The following is a 19,320-nucleotide window of genomic DNA, read 5'->3' on the forward strand; positions in this document are numbered from 1 at the left end:
GCGTCCCGCCCTGCGGACGCCGGTGCCCGCTCGACCGGGCACCGGCGGCAGGTCAGATCCCCCGACCGCGCTTGTGCAGGGTGCGCAGCACCGCGTCGGCCCGGACCACCCGACCGGCGACGGCGAGAGCCAGATAGGCGCGCGGCTCACGGGGATTGCTCCGCAGGGTGCGCCGGGCCCACCGCAGCGCGCCCCGGCGGTTGCCTGCGGCGGCCTGCGCGAACGCGATCTGACCGGCGACCCGAGCCGCACCGGCCGGTTGGCCGGCGAACTCGGGATAGCGCTGCAGCAGCCACTGCAAGGCGTCGGAGATCGTGTCCCAACGCTGCGAGAAGTACGAGCGCTTGTGCCAACGGACCAGCACCGAGGGTGTCCGCAGATTGATCAGCGGTGCGCTGCGCGCCGCCCGGAGCAGGAACTCGTAGTCCTCCGCGTAGCTGCCCGGGATCTCCTCGTCGACCAGCCCGAACCCGTCGCGCAGCGCACTGGTGCGGATCAGGAAGGTCGACGGGTGCAGCTCGGTCAACCGGTCCCGCAGCAGGTCGTCCAGGCTGATCCGGTCCTTTTCCAGCACCCGGTCGACGGTGTGCCCGTCATAGCTGACCCGGATGCCGGAACACACGAACTCGGCCGCCGGGTCGGCGGCCAGCGCGTCGACCTGCACGGCCAGCTTGCCGGGCAGCCACTCGTCGTCGTCGTCGCAGAACGCGACAAGCTCACCGGTGCCGGCGAGGATGCCGCTGTTGCGGGCCCCAGCCAACCCCGGGGTACGGGTGTTGCCGATCACCCGCACCGCCCGGGCCGGGCCGTCCGCCAGCTCGGTCAGCGACTCGTCCGGCACTGACCTGTCGAACACCACCACGACCTCGATCGGGCCTGGGTACTCCTGCGCCAGGCTCGCGCGCACCGCGGACCGCAGCAGCTCGGGGCGGTCCCGGGTGGGCACCACGACGCTGACGCTTGGCTGGTGGGTCATCGGATCTCCTTCGCACCCGGGCGCGGCCGGGACCAGGCCCGCCGCCGGAGTGGGCGCGGGGTCGAGCGGGCCACCAGGTCGTCGACGATCCGCCCGACCCGGGCCACCGCCGCCCGTTGTGCCTCGTGCGCCTTCGGGTCGGCGGCCACCGCGTACCGGGACGGGTCGGCCACCCCGTCGGCCAGCGCGCCGTGCAGCGCCTCCCGGGTCTCGCAGAGCGCCACCAGGCCGGCGGCGCCGAGCCGGCGGGCGAACAGGAGCTGGTGGTCGTCGACGTGCTCACCGCGGGCCGGGTCGCGGGGCACCACGATGGGCAGGTGGCCGTGCCGGCGAGCCTCCAGGATGGTCGCCGGGCCGCCGTGGCAGACCACCAGGTCGGCCTCGTCCATCGCCTGTTGCAGCGCGTCGTGGCCGAGGAACGGCACCGCGCCGGGCAGGTGCGGAGCACGGGTGTGCCCGTGCTGCATCGTCAGCCCGACCGGGTCGGTGGCCTGCGCGTGCCACTGCGCCAGCCAGTCGACGAGCCGGTCGAAGGGGTGCTTGTCGGTGCCGACCGCGACCAGCAGCCGGAGCTGACCGGTCGAGGTGTCGCGTTGGCGCGGCAGCCGGGGCTCCTCGCCGGTCGACCCGGCCTGCGGACGCCAGGCGGTGCCGGCCTCCCCCGTCACAGGAGCGTCCCGACGACTGTGGCCTCGGGATACTGCCGGCGCTGCTCGTCCCACTGCACGAGCATCGCGGACAGGAACGGCCGGCAGAGCCGGGCGGTCAACGTCGGAGTGTCGATCCGGTCGTACACCTCGATGTAGACGGTCGGGATGCGCCACAGCCGGGCCAGCACCACGAACGGCACCGCCACCCCGGCGCCGGTGGTGACCACCGCGGCGATCCGCCGGGCCCGCAGCACCCGCCAGGCCAGCAACGCGTTGCGCAGCAGGTTCGGGATGTTGCGGGTGGTCGGGTGGTGCGCCGGCACCAGGTCCTCGCCGGTCAGCAGGGACACCGCCTCCGGGGTGTCGAAGGTGACCCAGCAGCGCCGCCACTGTTCGTACCAGGGCCGCAGGGCGAGTAGTTGGGCCAGATGGCCGCCGCTGGAGCCGACCAGCAGAAGCACTGGCGCGGCATCGTCGTCGTTCTTCGTGTCCACGCGACTCCCCACAAGTTCGCTTGGAATTCCAGTTCACGCCAGGCAGAAGCAGATCACACGTTCTCCGGTCGTTGAATAGCGCGACCGGTCGATACATCGATCTCTGCCTCCGTCGCTCGGGCGCGTCGAACGCCCGAGGGTCTATCGATCGTCATCACCACCTGCGATTTTGTCGTCACTCTGTGGCGCACCCGGACGCCGCGATTCCTCCGGATCAGCCGCTATGTCTTTTCTCGATGACATCCAAGAGAGCGGGATGCAGCGCGGTGTTCCAGCCCGCGCCCGCGTCGGCCAGCCGCCAGGTCCGCAACCACATCTCCATTAGGTACGCGTCGGCGACGAGCCGGCGCCGCGGCGCGTCGAGGCCGAGTCGGTCGCCGTGCCGGTCCAGGTACGCGTCGACGGCCGACGCGGCGACGGCGGCCGACTCGCCCCGCAGCACCAGGGCCCGCTGGAACGCGTCGTGCGCCAGGTCGAAGCCGACCGGTACGTCCGCTCCGCTGTGCTCCCAGTCCCAGGCGACCAACCGGCCGTCGTGCCAGCCCAGGTTCCAGGGCACCCAGTCACCGTGCCAGTGGCCGAACTCGACGCTCGTGTCGCCGTGCCGGCGGGCCAGCGCGGCGACCGCGGCGACCGCCCGCGCACCGGTCGCCTCGGCCGCCGCGGCCCGGTCGGCCTGCTTCTCCAGGCGGGTCAGGAAGGTCGACCCGGCCAGTGTGCGGAGCGGATCCGGCGGGCTCCCACGCCGGGCGACCGCGAGCAGCGCCGCGATCCGCGGCGGGTCGTCGACCGGCACCCCGCGTACCGCCGGTGGCAGTGGCTCGATCACCGCGACCACCTGGCCCGCCCACGCCGTCTCGGTGAGCAGCCGCGGCGGCGTCGGGTGGTCGGCGACACCGGTCACCGCCCGCAGTGCCCGCAGCGCCGCCGCCTCGGCGGTGACCAACGCGCGGGTCGCGTCGTTCCAGCCGATCTTCGCGTAGCCGCGCGGACGACCGTCGGCGGTGAAGAGTTGCAGGGTGGGCTTGCCGTTCGGGTCGGGTGGTCGGACCCCGCACGCGGCAAGCAGCGGCGTGCCGCCCAACTCGGCCGCGAGCCGCTCGGTCAACAACACCTCCTCCCCGGCCGCCCCGGCGGGCACCGAGACGGTGAGCGTCGGAAAGGGCGCGAGCCCCACCGCACCGAGGCGGGCCAGCCCGCCGAGGACCGCCCGCAGCGCGCGCACCTTCGGTGGTCGCAGGGCGTTGTACGCCCACAGCGACGCCGCCCCGGCCCGGGGCGCGCCCAACGGCACCAGGAACCGGGCCCGGGCGACCGACGGCACCACCGCGTACCGGGCCACCGCCCGCTGACCGGCCGGCGCGGCGCCGCCCACGGTCAGGGTGACCCGCTCGTCCGGGAAGACCGCACGGCTCACCCAGCCCAGACCATCCACCCGGGCCCGCGGATCGGTGGCCGGGCCCACCCGCGTCGTCACGCCGGCCGGTCCGCCCAGTCGAGGTCCAGCCCGAGCCGCTCGCGCAACGCGTCGTTGTACGGCCGGTAGTAGTCGGTCAGCTCGGCGCGCACCGCGGGCTCCAGCGGGGCCGAGCGCCTGTCGTTGTAGACCTTGAAGTCGGGCAGGTCGTACGCCGGCAGCCCCAGGAAGTCGAGGGTGCGTTGGTAGGTCGCCCGGGAGTCGCGGTAGAGGTCCTCGCTGGGCAGGAAGAGGATCTGCCGCCTGTCGAAGAGCGCCAACCACGGCTCCAGGTGCTCCAGGTAGCGACCCCGCGCCCGGTACGTGTACCAGTCGTACGCCTCGCTGAACGACTCCGGCTCGGCGATCAGCCGCTCCCGCTCCCCCGCCGTCCGCTCCGGCTCGGCGGCCAGCGCGGCGGCGAAGTCCAACGGCTCGATGCCGTGCGTGCGGCGCTCCTTCCAGTGCGAGTACGCCCGCTCCACCGGGTCGCGCAGGAGCACGATCAGCTTCACCTCCGGCAGCAGCGCGGCGACCCGCTGCGCGGCGAGCGGGTGGAACATGTACAGCGGCGCGGCCTCGCCGACCCGCACCGGCCCGCCGTGCCGCTTCGACAGGGCGTCGCGGTGGCGTTGGGTCGGGAAGTGCGAGCGGTACCACGCCTCACCGCGCCCCCAGTGCTCCTCGAAGTAGTGCGCCGACTTGGTGTTCCACGCCGGGAAGAGCCGGGGCACGAGCGGGTGCTGGATGAGGTAGTTCCACAGGGAGGTGGTGCCGCCCCGTTTCGTGCCGATGATCAGGAAGTCCGGCAGGGGCCGCCGGTCACTCGTGCGGACCCCGTAGTCCACGAGGGACTCCTTCACCCGGACGGTCACCTGGGTCGGGACCAACTGCTTGACCCGGTCACGGATGGACGCCACGACGGACCTCACCTGCCTCTCGTCGATACCGGGCCGGGGTCGGCGGCCGCGGCCCCGTTGTCCCGTCCCCGGACCTGCCTCATGGTCTCCCGGACGCCGGCGCGCACCCGGGGCAACGTCAACATGCCGACGCAGCCGGCCAGCAGCACCACCAACGCCACCGCCAGGCCGGGCAGCCCCCGCCCGCCCACCATCACACCGGCGCCGGCCGCCAGGCCCACCGCGGCCGCCGTGGCCGCCGCGGCACGCACCGTCTTGCCGTCGAACAGCGGCTCCCGGACCACCGACCGGGCGAACCCGGCCGCGGTGAGGTTCTCGGTGGCGATGCCGGCGGCCCACGCCACCGCCGCTCCCGTCGCGCCGTAACGGGGGATCAGCCAGAGGCCCAGCGAGACGGTCACCGTCAACCCGGCCACGGTGGCCACCAGGTGCAGCCCGCTGCGCCCACCCATCAGCAGCAGGCTCTGCACGTTGCCCACCCCGGTGTTGACGAGCATCGCCAGCGCCAGCACGGTCATCGCCGGCACACCGGCGGTGAACTCCGGCCCGAACAGCCGCAGGAAGGCCAGCGCGAAGACCGCCAGCAGCAGGTACACCGGCCAGGACAGCACCAGCCCCCAGATGGTCAACTGCCGGTGCACGGCCGCCGCCGCGGCCCGCTCGCCGCGCCCGAGCAGCCGGGACAACTGCGGTGACACCGCCACCCGCAACCCCTGCATGGCGAGCTGGCCGGCCAGCACGTACCGGCCGACCGCGCCGAACACGCCGGCGTCCGTCGGCCCGGCCAGCACGGAGGTGAGCAGCACACCCACCCACATGCTGCCCGCGTCGATGGCAGCCGACGCGGCCCGGGGCAGCGCGAAACGCCAGAACGTCGACCAGTCGCCGCGGTCGGGTCGCAGCGCCGCGCCCCGACCCAGCCCGAGCGGGCCGGCCACGAGGGTGAGGCAGACAAGCAGCGCCAGCGCCGCCGGCACCAACCAGCCGGTCATGCCGGCCACCAGTCCTCCGCCGGCCAGCGCGGCGGCACCGACCAGCGCCGGCCGGGCAACCGGCAGCAGCAGGAACTGCACCCCGACGTACGCCCGGATGGACCGCACGCACCGCAACGCGGCCAGCAGGAGGGTCATCGCGACCACCACCGGCACCGCGGCGAACGTGACGGTGAGCAGCGCGTGGCCGCTCGCGCCGGAGCCCCGCAGCAGCCGGGGCGCGAGCGCGTCGGCGGCCAGCACGCCGACACCGGCGACCAGGAGCCCGGCCAGCAGCGGCGGGATCAGCGCCACCGGGAGCACCCGGGCCGCGTCCCCGCGCGCGCCGGCGCTGCGCCGGGGCAGCGACCACATCAGACCGGTCTCCGCGCCGAGCGTGCAGATCGCGGTGGCCACGGTGACCACCCCGATCGCCGCGAAGAACGCGCCCGAGCCGGCCGTGCCGTACCCCCGGGTGATCACCACGGCCAGCACGAAGCCGAACAGCCCGCTGGTGGCCGCGCCGAGCAGCCCGGCCACGCCGCTGCGCGCGCTGCGTCGGGTCTCGGCCGAGCCCGCGTCCGCGACGGCGGCCGGCTGGTCCGCGGCGGCGGGCGTCGCCGTCGGGTGCTCCGGGCCGGTCGGCGGTCGGGTCGCGGCGGTCATGCCGGCACCGCCGCGTCCGGCGCGGCGGGCCGCTGCCACCCGGCCGTCCGGGGCGGCCCGGTCCGCCGTTCCCGTTCGGTGAGCGCCATCGCGAAACCAACAGCGAAGAACGCGACAGCCAGATTCTGGTTCGCCATGCCGTAGAACGGGACCTGCACCAGGCAGACCACCGGCACCACCGACAGCCACTGCCCGGCCGCCGACGTCGCCCGCGCGCAGATCACCGCGGCGGCGACGAACCAGGCGAGGAAACAGACGAGCGCCGGTACGCCGTGACTGAACAGCACCATCCAGAGCTGCCCCTGGGTGCCGATCGGCGCGTCTGCCGACACGGTGTCGACGTTCACCGGCGCTCCGTAGCCCAACCACGGTGACTCCTGCACCCGGCGGATCACCTCGGTGTAGAGCGAGAGCCGGTCGGTGTTGGTGTCGCTGGAATCGACCCGGTTGCTGATCAGTTCGGTGATCGGGATGAACAGCGTGGCCAACGCGCCGATCACCACCACCCCCACGATGGACGCGGCCACCCGGATGTTGCCGCGCAGGCTGGCCCGCACCCCGAGCACCGCCAGCCCGGCGCCGAGGCTGAGGAACATCGCCCGGTTGAGGGTGAGGAACGCCGGAGCGAGCGACAGCGGCAACGACACGAGGAGCGCCCAGCGCAGGACCCCTCGCCGGCGCAGCATCGCGTAGGCCACCACGCAGGGCAGCGTCATGGCGTACGCGCTGCCGTAGTTGTTCGTGTACGCGAACGGCGCCGCCGGCCGGTAGATCGGGTTCAGTGACCGGGTGCTGTATTCCGCGGTGGTCAGGTGCACCATGTCCTGGATGAAGGGGGTGCCGGCCACCCCGCCGGGCAGCAGCACCTCCATCGGGGTGGTGATGGCCAGCCGGGGCACCAGCACCCCGAGCCAGCCGAGCGCCACCAGCCCGAACCAGAACGCGCAGAGCGGGCCGAGCACCGCCACCAGGCTCGCGCGTTCCCGGGCGGCGACGTAGACGTAGACGCCGACCACAAGCGCGGTCAGGTAGAACGCCAGGCGCAGGGCGAACGTCAGCAGCGAGGCGGGCGATGCCAACCGGGTGGCGCTGACCACCACGATGGCGAGGAACAGCAGCCAGATCCCGGCCGCCGGCGGCAGTGGCACCCGACCCCGGGTGAGCAGCAACGCGAACAGCAACGCCCCCAGCAGCGGCCAGCCGAGGTAGAACGCACCGAACAGCCACCAGAGCGGCACCAGGCCGAACATCAGCGACAGGGGCCACAGCGGCAGCCGGGGCGGCAGCGGCGGCGACGCCGGGGCGACGCCGGCGGGAGCGCCTCCCGGCGGCGGGTCGGTCGCCGGGGCGCGGGTGATCGACACCCTCAGGCCCGGCCGTTGCGGGTGAGCACGAAGCCCAGCGGGGTGACCCCGGCGGCGCGCAGCCGCTCCACCAGGCGTCGCAGGTCGCTCTGCCGGGTGCGGTCCCGCTCCACGACCACCACCGCGTTGCCCTGCCGGGCGACGGCGACACCACGCTCGTCGGACTCGGCGGGCGGGGCGTTGAACAGCACCAGGCCGTGGTCCGCGCCCTGTCGCCAGGTGCCGAACCGGACGCTGCCCACACCGACGCTCACCTCGTCCGGGTCGACGACGCGGCCGTTCTCCGGGCGGGCGGACGACACCCGGGGAAGCGTCAGCGTGGCGTCCGCATCGGTGGACGGGCGGGCGCCGGGCGGATGCGGGGAGGGTCGGCGGGGGGCCGTGGCGTCTGCGGCAGCGGCGGCGGGAGGGCTGCCGGCGGGGCGGGGCTTGGGCACCAGCGGCGGCCGGGACGGATCGACGGGCAGCCGCCCCCGGTCGGCGAGCACGGTGGCGCGCAGTCGTTCGGTGCGCCCGCTGTCGTCGGCGACGAAGACGTCGCGGCCGCCGGCGGCGAGCGCCACCGCGAGCCCGGCGGTGAGCGCGGTAGCGTCCTCCCGGGCGCTGACAAGCGCCACCCGGGCGGGCTGACGGACCCGCTCGGCGACCGCCATCGCCACGTACCGGACGTCGGCGTCGACCGCCCGGGGGCTGCCCCGCAACGGCGGGCGGCGCACGGTGCCGAGCAGCGGCAGGCCGGTGGCGTCGCGGCCGTCGGCGACCGAGCGGACCCTCCGGTCGGCCGACTCCCAGGCGTAGGCGAGCACGATGCCGATCAGCGCGCCGCCGAGCAGGCCGGCGACCAGGTAGAGCGGCCGGTGCCCGGCGGAGGTGACAAGCGACTTCTCGGCGGTCTGGGTCACCCAGCCGGGGTTGACGTCGACCGCCGCGATCTCGGTACGCGCGGAGTTGAGCTGGGTGAGCTGGTTGTTGATCCCGGCCAACTCGGCGACCACCGCGTTGCCGGCGGCTGGGTCCTTGGTGGCGGCGGCCCGCTTCTGCAGCGCGGCCTGCTGGGCGGCGACCTTGGTGATGCTGGCGTCGTAGGAGCGCAGCATCTCGGCGCGCTGCTGCTCGAACATGGTGCGTCGCACGTCCAGGTAGGTCTGGGCGGCCAGGTTGGCCCCCTGCACCGCCCGGTGTGCCTCGCGCGCCTGGTAGGTGAAGCGCAGGATCTGCCCACCGGTGGGCACCTCGACCTCGAGCGCGCCGCGGATGTCACGGGGGTGCCCGCCGGCCGCGGTGGCGAGCCGCTGCACCACCTCGGTGCCGGTGGCGATGCCGCTCTCCACGTTCATGTTGACCGCCCGGTCGGCACCCGCCCCGCTGGGGGTGAACGCGTCGGTCACCACCGGCCGGACCGCCACCACGGCGTTCGCGGTCACCGCCGCCGGCACCAGCAGCACGTAACCGAGCGCGGCGAGCAGACCGACCAGGGCCGCCACGCCCACCAGCCGCAACCGGTGCATCGGCACCCGCAACAGGTCGGTGAGTGTCACCGCGCCGGGGGTCGCGGAGGACGGGCCGTCAGTGGTCCAGGAGCCGGAAGTCGCATCAGTCATGGAACTTCTTCACCGTCTGTTGAGGATTGCCGACGACCACGACGCCGGGTGGGACGTCCGTGCGGACCACCGTCGCCGCGCCCACGACGCTGTCCCGGCCGACCCGGACGCCCTTCAACACCAGGGCGTGCGCGCCCACCCACACGTTGTCCTCAAGGACGATCGGGGCACGGGTGGCCGGGCCGGGCGGTGCGTGCCGTTGCGCGGGCGGCAGGTTGTGGAAGTCGTTGTCGAGCAGTTCACAATCCGACAGGAGGCACCGGTCCCCCACGGTGACCGACGTCCAGGTGCCGATCCAGGTGGCGTTGAGCAGACAGTCGGCGCCGACGCGTACCTCACCGGGGCCCGCGAAGCGGACCAGCTTGTTGATCCGGGTGCGGTCGCCGATGGTCACCCGCACGCCCCGGCGCAGCCGGATCCGGCCACGGATCTCCACGTCCCGGCCGAGCGTCAGCCGCCGGTAGCGGAGCCGGTACCACAGGCGTTTGACCGCGAAGACCAGACGCACCGCGCGTCTCGTATGGATGCCAGCGCCGCCGAGCAACGAGCCTCCCCCACGTCACGGGGTCGGCGGCGGTGCTGCCCGCCGCCGACCCAACGTGAACAATCTACCGACGCTCCGTTACGAACGGTTGACCATTACTGGACGGAGAAGAACGTCGACGGGGTGGACCAGGACAACTCGGGCGTCGCGGTGCTGATGACTGTCGCCGTGGTGCCATCGACCGCCATGTTCGACGCGGCCGTCGGGTCGAACGGCGCACTGCGCAGGGCGCCGTCGGTGCCACCGTAGACGATCCGACCGCCCACCCAGGCCATGCCACGCACTGCGGACCAGGTCACGCCCGTGGTCGGCAGGGTGAACTCGGTGGCGCCGAGATAGTTGCCGTCGATCTCGAAGTAGCGGTAGTAGAGACTGTTTGCCCCGGTGCGGGTGTAGTAGAGCCGGCCGTCGAGGAAGAAGGCGCCGGTCAGCACCGCCGGGTTGTACCAGTCGTTGTAGCCGGACGCCTCCCACGGCGAGCCGATCGCACCGCCGTTGAACAGTGAGACGTCGATCCGGCTGCCGGTGGGCGTGCCGGCCACCGTGTGCGACCAGTAGATCCGGTCGTTCACCCGCCACGTCGCGCCGGCCGCCGCGTAGGCGGGCTGGCTGACAGTGGTCGCGGCGCCCAGCGCGGTGCCGTCGAACGGCACCTTCGCCAGCGTGCCCGGGGCGGTGTTCAGGTAAAGGTTGCCGGTGGTGGCCGAGGGCGGGTTCATCGGGGCGAAGGTACGCCCGCCGGCGAGCGGGAACATGCCGAGCCGGCCGTGGTACTCCTCGCCCATGCCGTCGGAGTTGTGCCCGAAGTAGAGGCCGTCCGAGCCGCGCCAGAGCACCGGCACCGCCGAACCCCAACTACTGGTGCCCGCGGGCATCGACGCGCTGCCGCTGCGGCGCGGATTCCAGTTCACCGGCATCCCGGTGGCCGGGGTGACAGCGGCGATGCCGAGCCGGTCGACCGCGCCCGGGCCGGCGACGTCGCTGGCGTTCGGGTTGTTCATCCAGCGGAAGTGCCCGCCCAGATAGATCACGTTGTCCGCCACCTCGACGGAGGTGATGGTGTCGTTGCCCGTGAAGTCGGCCCAGGTGGCGACCAGACCGCTGCCGCGCGCGGCGGTCTCGAAGCGGACCAGGACGTCGCAGTACGCGGTCGGCCAGCCGCCGCCACCGTTGCTGCCGACGACGAACCAGCTACCGTCCTCACCGAACTTCACGTCCTGCACGTAGTGCACGAAGGTCGTCGGCGACGCGCAGGGCGAGGAGTACTTCTCGGTGCTCCAGTCGAGCAGCGTGGGCGTCGCGGAGACGTCCACAAGCGCGATCTGGTTGCGCGCCAGGCCGTTGACCAGCGTGAAGTTGCCGCCGACGACGAGCGTGTTGCCGTCCGGTGCGACGTCGAGCGTCCAGACGTACGACGTGGTGCCGTGCCGTCCCACTGTGGCGTCGACGACGAAGCTGGGGTCGATCGCGCCGGTGCTCGCGTTGAGCCGGCCGAGACCGACGTGCGCGGTGCCGTTGAGCCAGTTGAACGCGCCGGCCACGTACAGCCAGTTGCCGTGCAGCGCCAGGTCACGGACCGTGCCGCCGTCGGAGCGCCCGACCCAGCCGTCGATGATCGCGCCGGTGGCCGGGTCGAGCGCGACCAGGTTCTTCCGGGAGACCCCGTTGACGTTCTTGAAGGTGCCGCCGACGATCAGCGTGCCGCCGGGACCGGCGACGAGCGTGTTGACCGCGCCGTCGAGCACCGGCAGGAAGGTGGTGGACATGGTGCCGGTGAGCCGGTCGTACGCGAAGAGGTAGCGCTGGGTGACCCACGCGGAGCCGGCGGTCTGCCGGAGCTGGGTGAAGCTGCCGCCGACGAAGACCGTGTTGCCCACCTGCGCGAAGGCGCGGGTCTCACCGTCTCGGGCGTGCGGCGTCACGTCGGCTGGATTGGCCGACACCAGGGTCGCCGTCTCCGGGACCGGGACCACCGCCGCCGACGCGGTGGTGGGCACGCCCAGAACCGCGGCGACGATCGCCGACGCGACCACCCCCGCTGCGATCCGACGTCGTCCTGCCAAACGCCACAAGTGCGAGAGTTTAGGCACGCTGCGCCTCCAAGGTGGATGAGAACCCGAGGTAGCGTGCCTCGCCCAGCTTGGTCAATTGAATCCGCCGATTGGGCGGTGCATGAATCTGCTAGCCGACAGAACGCCGGAGGGTCGGATGTCCGACCTCCGGTGCCCGGCGTCCTGTCAGTGAGCAGTGACGGTCGTCAGCGGCTCCCCCCGGTGGGCTGCCGCAGGTACGGATCCTGCCCGGCCTTCGTGAAGCCGGCCACGGCCGAGGCGTCGTGGTTCATCGTCATGTCGCAGGTCTCCGTCCGGCTGGTCATGCCGGGCGAGTTGAAGTAGATGGCGGCCTTGATCTTCGGGTGCGCTTTCAGCGCTGCCGGGAAATCCTGGAACCAGCGCTGCTTGGCGCCCAGGTCGGCGGAGTTGAAGTTGGTGCCGAACTCGGCGAGCATCCGGGGTTTGCCGGCGCCGACGCCGTTGGCGTCCAACCAGTCGTAGAAACCGCCGACAGTCGTGCTCGGGCTCTTCCACACCGTGCTGCCGTTGCAGACGTGGAAGTTGTACGGGTCGTAGCCCACCCAGTCGACGTAACGGTCACCGGGGTACAGGCCGGCGTACCGGGAGTAGTGCCCGGACCAGCCCATCATCGTCCAGACCCAGACCGCGTTCGTCGCGCCGGCCTTGGCGAACCGCTCGTAGACGTAGCGCCAGGCGCGGACGAAGTCGGCGTCGCCACCCTTGGCCGGCTCGTCCTCCGGCTCGTGGTCGAAGCCCATGAACACCGGCACACCGGCCGCGCGGATGCGGCCCGCGACCGCGTCGATCGTCGCGTCCTGCCGGCCACTGTAGATCTCCGACCACTTCAGGGTGGTGCCGGCGGAGAAGTCACGGGACTCCCAGGCGAAGAACATCAACCGGCCCTCGCGCATCTGCTGCTGCTCGTACTCGTCCGGGAAGGCGCCGTTGCTGCCGGCGTTGGAGAAGTCGTGGTAGCGGTGCACGATGTCGAACTTGCGCCCGACCTGGGCCTCCACGTCGGTGACGGCCTTGCCGTGGTCCCAGCCGCCGCCTGCCCCGGCCGGTGAGTACATGCCCCACCAGGCCCCGCAGGACGGGACGAGCTTGTCCGACACGGACCCACACTTGCCGCCCGGGAGGGTGCCGCTCGGACTCGGTGTCGCGGTCCGGCTCGGCGCGATGGTGGCCGACGGCTTCGGCGCGGCGGTGGTCGGCGCGGCACTCGGCGGCGGTGCGGACCGGGTGGTCGGCACCGACGACGGACGGGTGCCGATGTCGTAGCTGATCACCAGGCTGGGACGCAGGTCCGGGTTGCGGTTCTCGACCGACGCCCAGTAGATCCGGCTCTCCAGACCGGTCTGGGCCAGCCCGACGGTCCAGGTGCCGTTGCCGGTGACCAGCTTGGAGATGTCCCACTCGTTGAAGCCCTTGGACACACCAGTCACGCTGTCCAGCGCGGGACCGGCCGGCGCCGGGGTCGGCCGCGCCTCGCGGGCGCTCAGCGGCGAGGCGTGCGCCGTCACCGTGGCGGCGAACTGCTGCCAGGCGTGCACCCGCAGCGTCGCCCGGACGTTCACCGCGTTGGCGGGCACGGTGGTCACCGCGAATTCGATGACCGCCTCGCGGCCACCGCGCGGATTGCCGTCGCAACGCGTCGAGCAGGTGGCAAGCGTCGCCTTGGCCGCGTTGTCGCCGTCCTGCGAGACCGCGGTCGCGGTGGTGTCGGCCGCCGCCCGGATCGACAGGTCGTCGCTCGCCAACAGCGGCATCATGGTCGCCACGATGCCGGCCACCACGGATCCGCCGACCACGCCGATGGCGATCGCCTTGCGCCGGGGTGCGGAGCGGAACCGGGTGATGCGGTGCAGTCCGTGCCTGGTCAAGGAAACTCCCTGTGTCTGCGTCCGTAACGGTGAGCAGCGTATCCACGACCAGGACACATCGCGGGAAGGACAGTTTCCCGTAAGCGCGTCTTAACCGTCAGCTAAGGGAGGCCGCCTCCGGCCGCCTGTCGCACCGCGTTCCGCATCGCCTCGACCGGCGCGGCCACGCCGGTGAACTGCTCGAACTGCCCCACCGCCTGGGCCAGCAGAAGGTCCAGACCGGACACCACCCGCACGCCGGCCGCGACGGCGGAGGCGGCCAGCGGCGTGGGCCACGGGTCGTAGAGCGCGTCGAAGAACACCGCCCCCGACCGCCAGGCCACCGCGTCGGCCAACGGGTCGGCGACCCCCTTCGGCACGGTGGAGACGGCCACGTCGGCGGCAGCGAGATGCTGGTGCGCGGCGGCCCAGTCGGCGGGGATCAGCACGACGCCCAGCGCGTCCGCCACCGGCCGCAGTTCGTCGACCGCAGCCGCCCGACGGGCCACCACCGTGACCGAGGAGCAGGCCAACCGTGCGGCGGCGGCCAGCGCGGCGCGGGCCGTGCCACCGGCGCCGAGCACCGTCACGGCGGCACCGGCGACCACTCCGGCGTCGGTGAGCACCCGCACCATGCCGGCGACGTCGGTGTTGTCCGCGTACCAGGAGCCGTCGGGACGGCGTACCAACGTGTTGGCCGCACCGACGGCGACGGCGACCGGCGACGCGGCGTCGGCCACGGCGAGCGCCGCCTCCTTGCCCGGCATGGTCACCGACAGACCGGCCCACTCCGGGCCCAGGCCGGCGACCAGATCCGGCAGCTCCGCGGCCGCGCACTCGATCCGGGTGTACGACCACCCGGTCAACCCGGCAGCGACGTACCCCGCGTTGTGGATCACCGGGGAGAGGGAGTGCGCGATCGGCTTGCCGAGCACCGCGGCCCTACGGGTCGACACGGCCACCGCCGGTTGTCGTCACTGCCCTGCCCTCCCGGGTGGGTCGGATGGGATGCCGTCAGTCGATGATGCCGGCCGCCCGAGCCTTGTCCTTGTTCCGTTCGTGCTGCTCGGGAGTCTCGGCGAACTCGGAGTGACCCTGCTTGTCGACAGCCACGAAGAAGAGCCACTTGCCCGGCGGTGGGTCCATCGCCCCTTCCAGGGCTTCCTTGCCGGGGTTGTTGATCGGGGTGGGGATCATGCCGGGCAGTTTGCGGTTGTACGGGTTCCTCGAGTCGTTCAGCTCGGCCTCGGTCATCTGCTTGGACGACTTGGTCGGGCGGCCGATCGACTCCAGGTAGTAGTTGACAGTGACGTCCATCTCCAGGCAGTTGCAGGGGAAGTCGCCGTACGCCCGGTTGTAGGCCACTCGGGCGACCTTGCCCAGGTCGTCCTTGTTGCCCGCCTCGGCCTGCGCCAGCGAGGCCACGATCAACGCCTCGTACGGGCTGATGCCCTGGCGTTCCTTCTGCACCGTGTCAGCGAACTTCATCTCCCCCGTCACCGAGAGGAAGCGGTTCACCATCAGCTTGAGGATGCTCTGCGCGGTGGCCTTCGGCGGGATCTCGTACGTGTCCGGGTAGAGGAAGCCCTCCACGGACTTGACGACCTTCTTGCCGTCCTCGCGCGTGAACCACCAGTCCGGAATGCCGAGCGCCTTCGGATCCTTCGCGGCGGTCTGGAAATCCTTCACCGGGATCTTGGTCTTGTCGGAGAGCAGCTTGTAGATGTTCAGGCTGGTGCGACCCTCGGGGATCGTCAACCCGTTGACGATCTTGTTCTTCAGGTCGAGCATCGCGGTGACGGCGTTCTCGCCGCTCATCTGCTTGCGCAGCTTGTACGTGCCCGGCTGGATGTTCTTGCTGCGCGAGTTGGCCTCGGCCGCCTCGATGAACGCCTTCTGGCTCTTCACCACGTCGGCCGCGACGAGGGCGTCGGCCATGTCGGCGATCAGCGCGCCGTTCTTGATGTCGACGGTGACCTCGCCGGAGCCGGCGCCGTCGTAGTCGGGGGTGACGAAGTAGCTCTGGACGCGGTCGAAGCCGTAGTACGCGCCGCCGCCGATCACGCCCAACAGGACCAGGGCCATCAGCAGCGCCAGGAACGTCTTGCCCCGGCCGCCGCCGGACCCGCCGTTGCGCTTGCGGAAGCTGCGCCGGTGCCGGCCCTTCTCCCCCCGCTCCGCCTCGTCGAACCCAAGGTCCAGATCGTCGATCATTTACGTCCGCCTCCGCTGCGCGTCCAGCCAGCTCTGCAGGATCTCCACTGCGGCCGCCTGATCGACAACCGCACGTTGACGTTTACCTCGGACGCCACGTTCGGCAAGCCTACGAGAGGCGACCACCGTCGACATCCTCTCGTCAGTGAGCGTTACCGGGACGGGCGCTATCACATCGACCAGTCGGTCAGCGTACGCCTTCACGTGGACAGCCGCCGGGCCGTGCTTACCGGCGAGATTGACCGGAAGGCCGACGACAACCCCGACGGCCTCGTGCTCGGCCACCAGCGCGGCCAGCTCGGCGAGATCGCTCGGCACCGCGTCCGGGGCCGCCGTGAGATCCCGAGCCAGGGTGACCAGCGGCGTAGCCAGGATCCCGTCCGGGTCCGAGCGGGACACACCCACCCGCACCTGACCGACATCCACGCCGATCCGCACGCCGCGCGTCAACTCAGCCACCGACGGTCACCACCGACCGGGTACGAACCAGGGCGGACCACATGGCCCGCCCTGACTCACAGTGATGATCTGTCACGCCTCGGTGATCGCCTTCTCGACGGTGAGCAGCAGGTTCGGCGCCTCGGCCGCGGGCAGGCCACCGCCCTGGGCGAGGTCGGGGCTGCCGCCGCCACGCCCGGAGAACGCGGCCTTCACCAGATCCGAGGCGGCCAGGCCCCGACCGCGCGCGGCCGCGTTGACCGCCACCACCAGGGACGCCTTGCCGTTGGACCGGGCCGCCACCGCGACCACCGCCGGCCGCGCCGCGTCGATCTTGCCGCGAATCTCCTGGGCCAGGGTCCGCACGTCGTTGCCGGCCGCGCCCTCCGGCGCCTCGGTGCCCACGTACGCCACCCCGCGCACATCCTTGGCCTGCGCCGCGAGCGCCGACGCCCCGCCCAGCACCAACTGGGCGCGCAGCTTCTCCAGCTCCTTCTCCGCGTCCCGGAGCTGGGTGACGGTCTGCTCCACCCGGTCGGCGACCTGGTCGTTGGGCACCCGGTACAGCTCGGCCAGCCGGGACACCAGCAGGTGCTCCTTGGCCAGGAAACCGAAGGCGTCCATGCCGACGAGCGCCTCGACCCGGCGGACGCCGGAACCGATCGACGACTCGGAGAGGATCTTCACGAGGCCGAGCTGGGCCGAGCGGGCCACGTGCGTGCCGCCGCAGAGCTCCCGGGCGTAGTCGCCCACCTCGACGACCCGCACCTCCTCGCCGTACTTCTCGCCGAAGAGCGCCATCGCGCCGATCCGCCGCGCCTCGTCCAGCGAGGTGATGAAGGCGTGCACCTCCAGGTCGGCCAGCAGCACCTCGTTGACCTGCTGCTCCACGTCCCGCAGGACGCTCGGCGACACCCCGGTCGGGGTGTTGAAGTCGAACCGGAGCCGACCGGGCGCGTTCAGCGAACCCGCCTGCGTGGCCGACTCACCGAGGAAGTTGCGCATGGTCTGGTGCACCAGGTGCGTGGCCGTGTGCGATCGGGAGATCGCCCGCCGCCGAGTCGTGTCGATCTCGGCGAAGCCGGCCTCACCGGCGCGTACCTCACCCCGGATCACCCGGGCCCGGTGCACGATCAGACCGGGGACCGGCTGCTGCACGTCGAGGACCTCGACCTGCCCGCCGCCCACCGTGATCATGCCCTGGTCGGGCTGCTGGCCGCCGCCCTCGGCGTAGAACGGGGTCGTGTCGAGCACCAGCTCGATGGTGTCGCCCTCGGTCGCCGCCTGCCGCGGGCCGTCGGCGCCGAGCAGCGCCCGCACCGTCGACTCGCGGGACACCTCGCTGTACCCGGTGAACGTCACCGGGCCACCCGCGTCCAGCACCGACCGGTACGCCGACAGGTCGGTGTGCCCGGTCTTACGGGCCTGCGCGTCCGCCTTCGCCCGGGTGCGCTGGTCGGCCATCAGCCTGCGGAAGCCCTCGTCGTCCACCGTGAGGCCCTGCTCCGCGGCGATCTCCAGGGTCAGGTCGATCGGGAAGCCGTACGTGTCGTGCAACTGGAACGCCTTCGCCCCGGACAGCGCGGAGCCACCAGCCGTGCGGGTCTCGGCGATCGCGGTGTCCAGGATCGTGGTGCCGGCCCGCAGGGTGGAGAGGAACGCCTCCTCCTCCGCGTACGCGTAGTCCGCGATCCGGTCGAAGTCGGTCGCCAGCTCCGGGTACGACGGGGCCATGCAGTCCCGGGCAACCGGCAGCAGCTCGGGCAGCGCGCGATCCTGCCAGCCGAGCAGCCGGATCGACCGGATCGCCCGGCGCATGATCCGGCGCAGCACGTAGCCACGCCCCTCGTTGCTCGGGGTCACGCCGTCGCCGATCAGCATCAGCGCCGTCCGCACGTGGTCGGCGATCACCCGCAGCCGGACGTCGTCCGGGTGCGACTCGCTGGCCACGTGCCCGGAGTGCGCGCCGTACCGCTTACCGGTCAGCTCCGCCGCCCGCGCGAGGATCGGCCGGACCTCGTCGATCTCGTAGAGGTTGTCGACGCCCTGCAGGATCGAGGCCATCCGCTCCAGGCCCATGCCGGTGTCGATGTTCTTCGCCGGCAGGTCACCCAGGATCGGGTAGTCCTCCTTGGTGGTGCCCGGACCCCGCTCGAACTGCATGAAGACGAGGTTCCAGTACTCCATGTACCGGTCCTCGTCGACCGCCGGCCCGCCCTCCCGGCCGTACTCCGGGCCCCGGTCGTAGAAGAGTTCCGACGACGGACCACACGGCCCGGGAATGCCCATCGACCAGAAGTTGTCCGCCTTGCCCCGGCGGACGATCCGCTCGGCCGGCACACCCACCGACCGCCAGATCTCGTACGCCTCGTCGTCGTCGAGGTAGATCGTCGGCCAGATCCGCTCGGGATCCAGCCCGTAACCACCCTCGGCGATCGGCTTCGTGGACAACTCCCAGGCCAGCGGGATCGCGCCGGCCTTGAAGTAGTCACCGAAGGAGAAGTTGCCGTTCATCTGGAAGAACGTGCCGTGCCGGCTGGTCTTGCCGACCTCGTCGATGTCCGGCGTACGCAGGCACTTCTGCACGCTCACCGCCCGCTGGTACGCGGGAGTCTGCTGACCGAGGAAGTACGGCACGAACTGCACCATGCCGGCGTTGACGAACAGCAGGTTCGGGTCGCTGATGGCGGGCAGCGGAGCGGACGGCACCACGGTGTGGCCATTCGCCTCGAAGTGCGCGAGGTACCGCCGCTTGATCTCCGCCGTCTTCATCGCTGGTGTTCCTCCGGAAAGATGTCTCGATCGCCGATGCGCGGGTCTTCCCGCAGGTCGGCGAATTGATCGTCGAACGCCTCGCCCTGGGCGAACGCCTGGTGGATCTCCTGCTCGCGTTCGGCCATCCCGACCCGGACGTCCTCCACGAAACTACGCAGCGACTCGACGAGCCCGCCAGCGGATTCCGTCAGCGAGCTGGCGATGCCCGCCGGCGTGTACGCCTGCGCGGTCCGGGTCGCCTTGCGGACCACGATCACACCGACGGCCACCCCGATGCCGAGCCAGAACAAGCGCCTCATGTCCCGCTACCTCCT

The 19,320-nt window shown here is 72.0% G+C and carries 16 protein-coding genes; all 16 read right to left on the bottom strand.

All coding sequences use genetic code 11. The features are described from left to right. Positions 1 to 52 precede the first annotated feature (52 nt). The gene (locus tag AB0F61_RS22545; RefSeq protein ID WP_357812688.1) at positions 53 to 976 is read right to left on the bottom strand and encodes a glycosyltransferase; all 924 of its coding nucleotides are present in this window, start codon (positions 974 to 976) and stop codon (positions 53 to 55) included. Then, entirely contained in the window at positions 973 to 1,644 is a 672-nt protein-coding gene (locus AB0F61_RS22550; RefSeq protein ID WP_357812690.1) for a glycosyltransferase, read from the bottom strand. Before AB0F61_RS22550 ends, AB0F61_RS22545 begins: the two co-directional genes overlap by 4 nt. Then, entirely contained in the window at positions 1,641 to 2,120 is a 480-nt protein-coding gene (locus AB0F61_RS22555) for a UDP-N-acetylglucosamine--LPS N-acetylglucosamine transferase (RefSeq protein WP_357812692.1), read from the bottom strand. The genes AB0F61_RS22550 and AB0F61_RS22555 overlap by 4 nt, the downstream gene beginning before the upstream one ends. Before the next feature lie 214 nt (positions 2,121 to 2,334). Beyond that, positions 2,335 to 3,597 carry a hypothetical protein gene (locus tag AB0F61_RS22560; protein WP_357812694.1) on the bottom strand — a complete coding sequence of 421 codons (1,263 nt, stop codon included), beginning with the start codon at positions 3,595 to 3,597 and terminating at the stop codon, positions 2,335 to 2,337. Further along, on the bottom strand, positions 3,594 to 4,496 hold the full coding sequence (locus tag AB0F61_RS22565) for a sulfotransferase domain-containing protein (RefSeq protein WP_357812733.1): 903 nt from the start codon (positions 4,494 to 4,496) through the stop codon (positions 3,594 to 3,596). The genes AB0F61_RS22560 and AB0F61_RS22565 overlap by 4 nt, the downstream gene beginning before the upstream one ends. Positions 4,497 to 4,504: 8 nt before the next feature. Beyond that, positions 4,505 to 6,133 carry a lipopolysaccharide biosynthesis protein gene (locus AB0F61_RS22570; protein ID WP_357812697.1) on the bottom strand — a complete coding sequence of 543 codons (1,629 nt, stop codon included), beginning with the start codon at positions 6,131 to 6,133 and terminating at the stop codon, positions 4,505 to 4,507. Beyond that, positions 6,130 to 7,419, bottom strand: a complete 1,290-nt coding sequence (locus AB0F61_RS22575; RefSeq protein WP_357812735.1) for an O-antigen ligase family protein — start codon at positions 7,417 to 7,419, stop codon at positions 6,130 to 6,132. The genes AB0F61_RS22570 and AB0F61_RS22575 overlap by 4 nt, the downstream gene beginning before the upstream one ends. Before the next feature lie 80 nt (positions 7,420 to 7,499). Beyond that, positions 7,500 to 9,098, bottom strand: coding sequence for a lipopolysaccharide biosynthesis protein (locus tag AB0F61_RS22580; protein WP_357812699.1), 1,599 nt, complete (start codon positions 9,096 to 9,098; stop codon positions 7,500 to 7,502). Then, positions 9,091 to 9,606 (bottom strand): DapH/DapD/GlmU-related protein, encoded by a 516-nt coding sequence (locus AB0F61_RS22585; RefSeq protein ID WP_357812701.1) that lies wholly within the window; start codon positions 9,604 to 9,606, stop codon positions 9,091 to 9,093. Before AB0F61_RS22585 ends, AB0F61_RS22580 begins: the two co-directional genes overlap by 8 nt. Before the next feature lie 131 nt (positions 9,607 to 9,737). Next, positions 9,738 to 11,687 carry a hypothetical protein gene (locus tag AB0F61_RS22590; protein WP_357812737.1) on the bottom strand — a complete coding sequence of 650 codons (1,950 nt, stop codon included), beginning with the start codon at positions 11,685 to 11,687 and terminating at the stop codon, positions 9,738 to 9,740. Between the two features lie 212 nt (positions 11,688 to 11,899). Continuing rightward, on the bottom strand, positions 11,900 to 13,600 hold the full coding sequence (locus AB0F61_RS22595; RefSeq protein ID WP_357812703.1) for a glycosyl hydrolase: 1,701 nt from the start codon (positions 13,598 to 13,600) through the stop codon (positions 11,900 to 11,902). A 101-nt stretch (positions 13,601 to 13,701) separates the two neighbouring features. Then, the gene (locus AB0F61_RS22600) at positions 13,702 to 14,541 is read right to left on the bottom strand and encodes a shikimate dehydrogenase (protein ID WP_357812705.1); all 840 of its coding nucleotides are present in this window, start codon (positions 14,539 to 14,541) and stop codon (positions 13,702 to 13,704) included. Positions 14,542 to 14,593: 52 nt separating this feature from the next. Beyond that, on the bottom strand, positions 14,594 to 15,793 hold the full coding sequence (gene mltG / locus AB0F61_RS22605) for an endolytic transglycosylase MltG (RefSeq protein WP_357812707.1): 1,200 nt from the start codon (positions 15,791 to 15,793) through the stop codon (positions 14,594 to 14,596). Beyond that, entirely contained in the window at positions 15,794 to 16,252 is a 459-nt protein-coding gene (gene ruvX, locus AB0F61_RS22610) for a Holliday junction resolvase RuvX (RefSeq protein ID WP_112677948.1), read from the bottom strand. Between the two features lie 72 nt (positions 16,253 to 16,324). Beyond that, entirely contained in the window at positions 16,325 to 19,003 is a 2,679-nt protein-coding gene (gene alaS / locus AB0F61_RS22615; protein WP_357812709.1) for an alanine--tRNA ligase, read from the bottom strand. Further along, positions 19,000 to 19,305: a hypothetical protein gene (locus tag AB0F61_RS22620; protein WP_357812711.1), complete on the bottom strand. Its 306-nt coding sequence runs from the start codon at positions 19,303 to 19,305 to the stop codon at positions 19,000 to 19,002. Before AB0F61_RS22620 ends, alaS begins: the two co-directional genes overlap by 4 nt. Positions 19,306 to 19,320: the final 15 nt, after the last annotated feature.

The sequence above is a fragment of the Micromonospora sp. NPDC023888 genome (assembly GCF_040639415.1).
Classification (GTDB): Bacteria; Actinomycetota; Actinomycetes; order Mycobacteriales; family Micromonosporaceae; genus Micromonospora.

Excerpts from the sequence above, each read along its gene's own strand:
- alaS (WP_357812709.1), bottom strand. The coding sequence starts at position 19,003 with ATGAAGACGGCGGAGATCAAGCGGCGGTACCTCGCGCACTTCGAGGCG.
- AB0F61_RS22570 (WP_357812697.1), bottom strand. The coding sequence starts at position 6,133 with ATGACCGCCGCGACCCGACCGCCGACCGGCCCGGAGCACCCGACGGCG.
- mltG (WP_357812707.1), bottom strand. The coding sequence starts at position 15,793 with ATGATCGACGATCTGGACCTTGGGTTCGACGAGGCGGAGCGGGGGGAG.
- AB0F61_RS22580 (WP_357812699.1), bottom strand. The coding sequence starts at position 9,098 with ATGACTGATGCGACTTCCGGCTCCTGGACCACTGACGGCCCGTCCTCC.
- AB0F61_RS22545 (WP_357812688.1), bottom strand. The coding sequence starts at position 976 with ATGACCCACCAGCCAAGCGTCAGCGTCGTGGTGCCCACCCGGGACCGC.
- AB0F61_RS22620 (WP_357812711.1), bottom strand. The coding sequence starts at position 19,305 with ATGAGGCGCTTGTTCTGGCTCGGCATCGGGGTGGCCGTCGGTGTGATC.